The following is a 6,280-nucleotide window of genomic DNA, read 5'->3' as shown; positions in this document are numbered from 1 at the left end:
CAAGTGGGCCATTGGTATGGCCCACGACCGGGCCACCAGTGACCCGGAGATCTGGCGTAAGGCCAGTTCCTTCGGCATGGCCGGAGAGGAAGTGGACGGCATGGACGTTCTGGCGGTGCGGGCAGCGGCCCAACGCGCCGTGGAACGGGCCAGAGCGGGTGAAGGTCCGACCTTGCTGGAGTGCCTGACCTATCGCTTCCGGGGTCATTCCCTGGCTGACCCGGACGAACTGCGGGCGGAGGAAGAAAAGCAGTTCTGGGCCAAGCGTGATCCCCTCAAAGCCCTCGAGCAGGACCTGACCGAAGCGGGTCTGGTGAACAGCGATGAACTGCGCGCGATCGAAAAGGAAATCGACGGCATCGTTCAGGACTGCGTTGACTTCGCCCTCTCGGCACCGGAGCCAGACGCCGCAGAACTCACGCGCTACATCTGGGCGGAAGACTGATTCAGCTGAACTGGATCTGTTGAAGCCATCATCTCCCGAAGCGGCTCAGATTCCGCTCGGAAGTCGACGGGTGAGATTGCGCAGCTTCCGCAGCGCTTTGAGTTCAACCTGATGCACCCGCTCTCGGGACACCTCCATCAAGCGTCCAATTTCAGCCAACGTGTGGCGCTCGTTGCCCTCAAGCCCGAAACGCATGCGAAGAACGTGCTGCTCCTGTTCGCTCAGGTGACTCAACCAGCGGCCCAACTGTTCGTGATGAATCCGCTGTTCCACGATCTCGAGCGGTTCATCGAGGGATGAATCAGCGATCAAATCACCAAGGAAGCTGCGCCCCTCCTCACCATTGACGGGAGCATCCAGGCTGCTGGTGGTGAGGGCCTGCCGCAGCAGCGAATCCAGCTCATCCCAAGGGATATCCATGGCTTCGGCGATCTCCACACGGCTGGGCATAGCGCCGAGCTTGTGGGCTAGATCAAGACTGACCTTGCGGATCGTGGTGAGCCGCTCACTGAGATGTACGGGAAGCCGGATCGTGCGCGACTGGCAGGCAATGGCGCGGGTCATGCTCTGGCGGATCCACCAGAAGGCATAGGTGGAGAACTTGTACCCTCGGGTGGGATCGAATTTCTCTACAGCACGCTCTAGGCCGAGGGAGCCCTCCTGAATCAGGTCGAGCAATTCCAGACCTTTACCTTGATATTTCTTGGCAATGCTGACCACAAGACGGAGATTAGCCTTCATCATACGCTCTTTGGCGCGGCGACCGATCCTTAGAAGACGGCGCTGTGCCGCGGTGAGTTCTCCATCCTCGAACTCACGGGAGCCGTCTTTGGTGAGGGCCATCATCGCCTGCACCTGATTGCCCAACTCGATTTCTTCAGCTGGGGTCAGCAGTGGAATTCTGCCAATAGTGGCGAGGTACCAACTGACGGGGTCGCTGCTGCGCCGGCGTTGCGTCTCCAGCGGCTTGGATGCGGTGGACACCTTGGGTGCTGCGGAAGTGAGTTGACTTTCCTACGAACAGAAAGAATGTCGAAGTGTTTTCAGCAACCCTTCAGATTCAGAACAGCAAACCGCAACAATTCGGATTTACGAAAGATTTAAAAACCAAGAAAAGCCCTTTTGGAACCTGCAAGCCGAGGCAAATCCAAACGACTCATTTGCTCAGGCTTCGTTGAACATCGTTGTTTTCTTTTTCTGACACCGTGCTGTATTGATTTTCAAACAATCTGCAATTGCTAAAGCATCACTGGAGCGAGCACGAGCTGCTGCCCAACCATGCAAAGCCGCAGCGGCAGCGAAGCTTTCCAGCCCAGGCTGCTGCTGTGCTGCAACCGCCTGGGCGCCCCAACCGGTAGCAAAACCGGCCAGCAGGTCACCCAGGCCGGCGCGGGCCACCCGAGCGGTCGTGCCTGTCAGCACCACCGCCGCACCCGATGGATCCGCCAGCACGGAATGCGCTCCCTTCAGCAAAATGCAACAACGGCTGCAGCGGGCTGCGGAAATCGCCCTCTCCAGCGCATCACCCGCTCCACCGTCTGGAAACAACCGTGCAAACTCGGCCGCATGGGGCGTCAACCAGGTCGGCCCCTGCCGCTTCAACAACCAACGCCACCCCTCCGGACTGGCCGCCAGCCCATTGATGCCATCGGCATCGAGCACCAGCAAACCAGCGACGCTGAGCATCTGCTCCGACCACCGGTTCCACCAATGAGTGGGCTCCCCCAGCCCGGGACCGACCAAAACCGCATCCAGCCGCTCTGGAATCACCACGTCCTCCAGTTGCATCACCTCCGGCAACACCTGCCACAAGCTGGATTGAAGACGGGGCGGCACAACGGCCTGAACGCAGCCGCAGCCACTGGCCATGGCCCCCCGCAGCGCCAGATGTGCTGCGCCGGGGTAGCGATTACTGCCCGCCACCACCAGGCAGCGGCCCCGTTCGTACTTCATCGCTGTGGGCGGCAGCGGCGGTAACGGGGCCGAGCAGGCCTCTCTCACCGGTAGGCGACGCGGCAATACCGCAGCGGTGTTGCCCATCACCGCAGGCGGCAACCCCAGATCGATCCGCACCAGCGCACCAACCCAGGGACGGGCCGGGTCCAGACACAACCCGCGCTTCAACCAGCCAACGCTGAGGGTGACCGAGGCACAGGCCGCCTGCTCGCCCAACACGGTTCCTTGATCGGAACAAAGGCCCGACGGCAAATCCAGGCTGATCAACGCCCCAGGCTGCAGCTGCTGCCGACGCCGGAACAAATCCGCCAAGAACTCAGGCAGCAGCAGACTCTGGCCGAGCCCGAAGACCGCATCCACCCACAGTGCGGCTCCGCCTGGGTCGGGCTCTTCAGCCAGGCGCCGCAGACCGAGCCACTCCCCATGGCGCAGATGTTCAGCGGTGAGGGGCTTGCGAATCGGCAGGGGACTCCACAACGACACCTCAATGCCAGCCAGGTGCAACTCCCGGGCCACCACGAGACCATCGCCACCGTTGTGACCCGGCCCCACCAGGACAACCACGCCATGGCGCAGCAGATCCCGGCGTGCCAGCAGCCAAGCCGCCATGGCCAGCCCCACCTTCTCCATCAAGGCGGCGACGGGCATTCCGCTGTCGAACAACCTCTGTTCCAAGACGGCCATGGACGCGGCATCCACCAACAGATGATCGGAATCAGCGGGAGGCCACACCAGTTGGAGGTTGCCGGGACCTCACTATGGAGAGAACTCCCTGCGCCGCCCATGGCCGTTGGATTCACTACAACCCGCGCTGGAGAGGCTGCTCTTGAGCACCTCCGGCAATGGCCAGGGGAGCATCGCGTGGCCGTTGGTCTCTCTGGAGGCGTCGACAGTTCCCTGACGGCGGCACTGCTGGTGGAAGCGGGCTGGCAGGTGGAAGGCCTGACGCTCTGGCTGATGAGCGGAAAAGGGGCCTGTTGCGCGGAGGGGCTTGTGGATGCAGCCGGCATCTGTGAGCAGCTGGGCATTCCCCACTACGTGGTGGACATACGGGAGACGTTCCAACAGGAGATCGTTCAACGACTGGTGGATGGCTATCGCGATGGGATCACGCCACTGCCCTGTTCCCAGTGCAATCGATCGGTGAAATTTGGACCGATGCTCGATTGGGCTCTACAGGAGCGCAAGCTACCCCGCATCGCCACCGGCCACTACGCCCGGATCCGTCATGGCGGCGATCAAGGGCGACATCAGCTGCTGCGGGGCCTCGATACCCGCAAGGACCAGAGCTATTTCCTCTATGACCTGCCCCAGGAGGTTCTGGGGCGCATCGTTTTTCCATTGGGGGGACTGACCAAACCCGACACAAGGCTCGAAGCCGCCCGACACGGTCTGCGCACCGCAGAAAAACCGGAGAGCCAGGATCTTTGCCTGGCCGACCACCACGGATCGATGCGGGCGTTCCTGGATGCCTATCTGCCACCGCGGCAGGGGGAAATCGTGCTGGCGGAGGGGGCCGTTGTGGGAGAGCACGACGGCATCGAACACTTCACCATCGGTCAACGCAAAGGTCTCGGTGTGGCCTGGCGCGAACCCCTTCATGTCATCCGCCTTGACGCTGCGATGAATCGCGTGGTCGTCGCACCCCGGGCCGAAGCCGGCCGAGACAGCTGCGTGGTGGGCGCGGTGAACTGGGTCTCCATTGACCCGATCGATGCGCCGCGAACCGTTGAGGTGCAGGTGCGCTACCGCAGTACGCCGGTGCGTGCGGAGCTTTCACCCCTCCCGGCCACCGAGGCGGATCAGCAGCGGGAGCGGCCCCACCGCTGCCGTCTCAGCTTTGAAGAGGAGCAGTTCTCGATCACACCAGGCCAGGCGGCGGTCTTCTACGACGATGAAACCGTTCTGGGTGGGGGGCTGATCCAACGGGAATAGGGCGTGACGCGCTGGCGCACTTGAACGAGGGCCTCAGCGACGCCCGGAGCCTCAGGCGAAAGCAACCACTGCACCGACCCGTTGGCCGAAATCAGCGCCGTCGGGCCCGTGTTGCCAACGCTGAGAAGATCCCGTCCTGTCTCGAGTGCCCTTAACGGCGCCAGAGCCAGAAACTGCTGCTGCAGCAGCAGCGGATAGGGGTCGAGATTGGCGATGGCCAGGAGCCAGGTCGCGCCATCGGCAGCGGCGCGCGCCAGAGCCAGACCATCGGCGATCTCGTAGCAGATCGCAACGGCCGCAGGGGGGTCAACCACCGCCATCGTTCTCGAGGCCGGACCGGGGGTCAATCCACCCACCGCAGAAAGTCCCGCCGTCAGCCCGGCGGGCAGGGGCGGGATCCATTCCCCGATCGGCACCAGACGGTGCTTGTCAGCCAAGGGAACAGGAAAGCGGGCAGGCGGCTCGTACAGCAACAAAGAACTGCGTTGCTGACCCCGCACCCAACGGAATCCGCCACTGATCAGAGGAATGGCTGGAGCTTCGACCGGCAGCTGAAAACGCGCCGGAAGCGCTCCTTCCGGAGCCACCACAGCAGCCGGATTGTTGGGCTCCAGCTGACGCATCGCATCCACCAGAGTCATTGGAAGCGCCTGTTGATGCTCCAAATCGAATTTTTCTCGAGTGGGAACAGCGGGTTGCCAGACCCCCAGAGCAATGGAGGCGACCGGCGGCGGCGGTGCCAACAACAGCCAGCTCCCCAAGCCATGGGCCAAAAGCACACTGGCCAATCCGAGCAAGCCCCAGCGGCGCCAGGCAGCGGGTTGCTCGAACAGCGCCAGCAGGCAACAGCCCCAGCACAACTGCAGCAACGTCAGCCCTCCGGAGCCGAACCAGCGGGCCAACCCCGCCAAGGGGCGGTCCCAAGGCAGGGTGATGCCGCCGACGCCGATCCAGAACAACGGCGACCCCGACAGCACCAGTTCAGCCAGAGCCCAGAGCCCGGCCAGCAGCATCAGCCGCACAGGATGCGGCCAACGGCGTGGGAGCCGCCGCGCCAGCACAGACCATCCGGCCAGGAGCAGAGCGGCAAGGCTCCCGCAGGCCAGCCAGAGGGCCAGTGCCACAGGCAGGCTGAACCAGGCGGGAACACCCATCCAGTTGAGTGGATGCAAGGCCAGCAACCAACGGTGGCTGATCAAAACGGCCAGCAGTCCCCAGCCCGCCGACCACCGGGGACGCTCAACCACGGACCAGAGCAGCGCCAGGGCGGGGACCATCAGCAATGGTCCGCCTAGGGATGCAGCCACGCCTGCCAGGACGCCGCCTAGCAGCGCCCGCGATCCGGCCTGCAGTTGGTGATTGCCCATGGTCAGCAGTCCCGGCCGAAGGCATCCTGGATCGGACCCGCCCACCTGTCGCCATGGATGCCGCGAATCCTCTTCAGCAACTGCTGCTCCGTGACCTGGGCACAACCACCCTCGTTGCTTACCGTCTGCGCGGCGTCACCCAGAACTGGGTGAGCAGTGGACGGCTGGATCCGAATGAAGCGTCCGCTCTGGTGGACGACGTGCTCAAGGCTCTCCGCGGTGAAACACCCGAACTGGAACAGCAGATGGGGCGCAACCTGGAACGCAACCGCGACAACCTGCTCCAGGACTTTGGCGTTCCCAGCCAGAAGGAAGTGGAGAGCTGCGCGGCCGCATTGATCGCCTCGAGCAACAGCTACGGCAGATGAACCGACCTGAATGAACGCCGACGCCGCGGACCGGAGGTCAGAATCGGCGCAACATGAAGCCTTTCCGTGCGCGACATCATCATCAGCACAACGGTCTGCGTGGCCTGCCTGCTCCTCGCCTTGGTCAGCCAGATCGTGGCCCCCTCCACAGTTTCCGCAGCCCCGGCACAGCCTGCTGCCGTTCGCACGGAGGCTTCGAAACCCCAAAA

At 63.3% G+C, this 6,280-nt stretch carries 5 protein-coding genes and 2 pseudogenes; 4 read left to right on the top strand and 3 right to left on the bottom strand.

The genetic code is table 11. From position 1 onward, the window contains the following. Window positions 1–445, top strand: a 445-nt coding sequence (locus ACGVJ8_RS08640; protein ID WP_392347263.1) for a thiamine pyrophosphate-dependent enzyme, incomplete at its 5' end; no start/stop codon positions are given. A 45-nt stretch (window positions 446–490) separates the two neighbouring features. On the opposite strand, the gene ACGVJ8_RS08635 is transcribed toward ACGVJ8_RS08640, so the two are convergent. After that, complete coding sequence (locus ACGVJ8_RS08635) at window positions 491–1,429, bottom strand: RpoD/SigA family RNA polymerase sigma factor (protein ID WP_392347261.1); 939 nt, start codon at window positions 1,427–1,429, stop codon at window positions 491–493. A gap of 180 nt (window positions 1,430–1,609) precedes the next feature. Beyond that, window positions 1,610–3,133, bottom strand: coding sequence for an NAD(P)H-hydrate dehydratase (locus tag ACGVJ8_RS08630; protein WP_392347259.1), 1,524 nt, complete (start codon window positions 3,131–3,133; stop codon window positions 1,610–1,612). 51 nt (window positions 3,134–3,184) lie between these two features. Here ACGVJ8_RS08630 and mnmA point away from each other — a divergent pair, with 51 nt between their 5' ends. Then, window positions 3,185–4,336 (top strand): tRNA 2-thiouridine(34) synthase MnmA, encoded by a 1,152-nt coding sequence (gene mnmA / locus ACGVJ8_RS08625; RefSeq protein WP_392347257.1) that lies wholly within the window; start codon window positions 3,185–3,187, stop codon window positions 4,334–4,336. Here mnmA and ACGVJ8_RS08620 read toward each other — a convergent pair. Next, complete coding sequence (locus ACGVJ8_RS08620; protein WP_392347255.1) at window positions 4,288–5,748, bottom strand: apolipoprotein N-acyltransferase; 1,461 nt, start codon at window positions 5,746–5,748, stop codon at window positions 4,288–4,290. The two genes, mnmA and ACGVJ8_RS08620, sit on opposite strands and share 49 nt — an antisense overlap. An 8-nt stretch (window positions 5,749–5,756) precedes the next feature. Between ACGVJ8_RS08620 and ACGVJ8_RS08615 the strand changes: the two are divergent. Further along, window positions 5,757–6,085 (top strand): annotated as a pseudogene (locus tag ACGVJ8_RS08615) (phasin family protein). A 52-nt stretch (window positions 6,086–6,137) separates the two neighbouring features. Further along, a pseudogene (locus ACGVJ8_RS08610) lies at window positions 6,138–6,280 on the top strand (FKBP-type peptidyl-prolyl cis-trans isomerase); the annotation flags it as partial.

It is taken from the genome of Parasynechococcus sp. (assembly GCF_042954245.1).
In the GTDB taxonomy this organism is placed as follows: domain Bacteria; phylum Cyanobacteriota; class Cyanobacteriia; order PCC-6307; family Cyanobiaceae; genus Parasynechococcus.
Note: the sequence above shows the minus strand (reverse complement) of the source record. Positions and strands in the feature narration are given on the sequence as shown.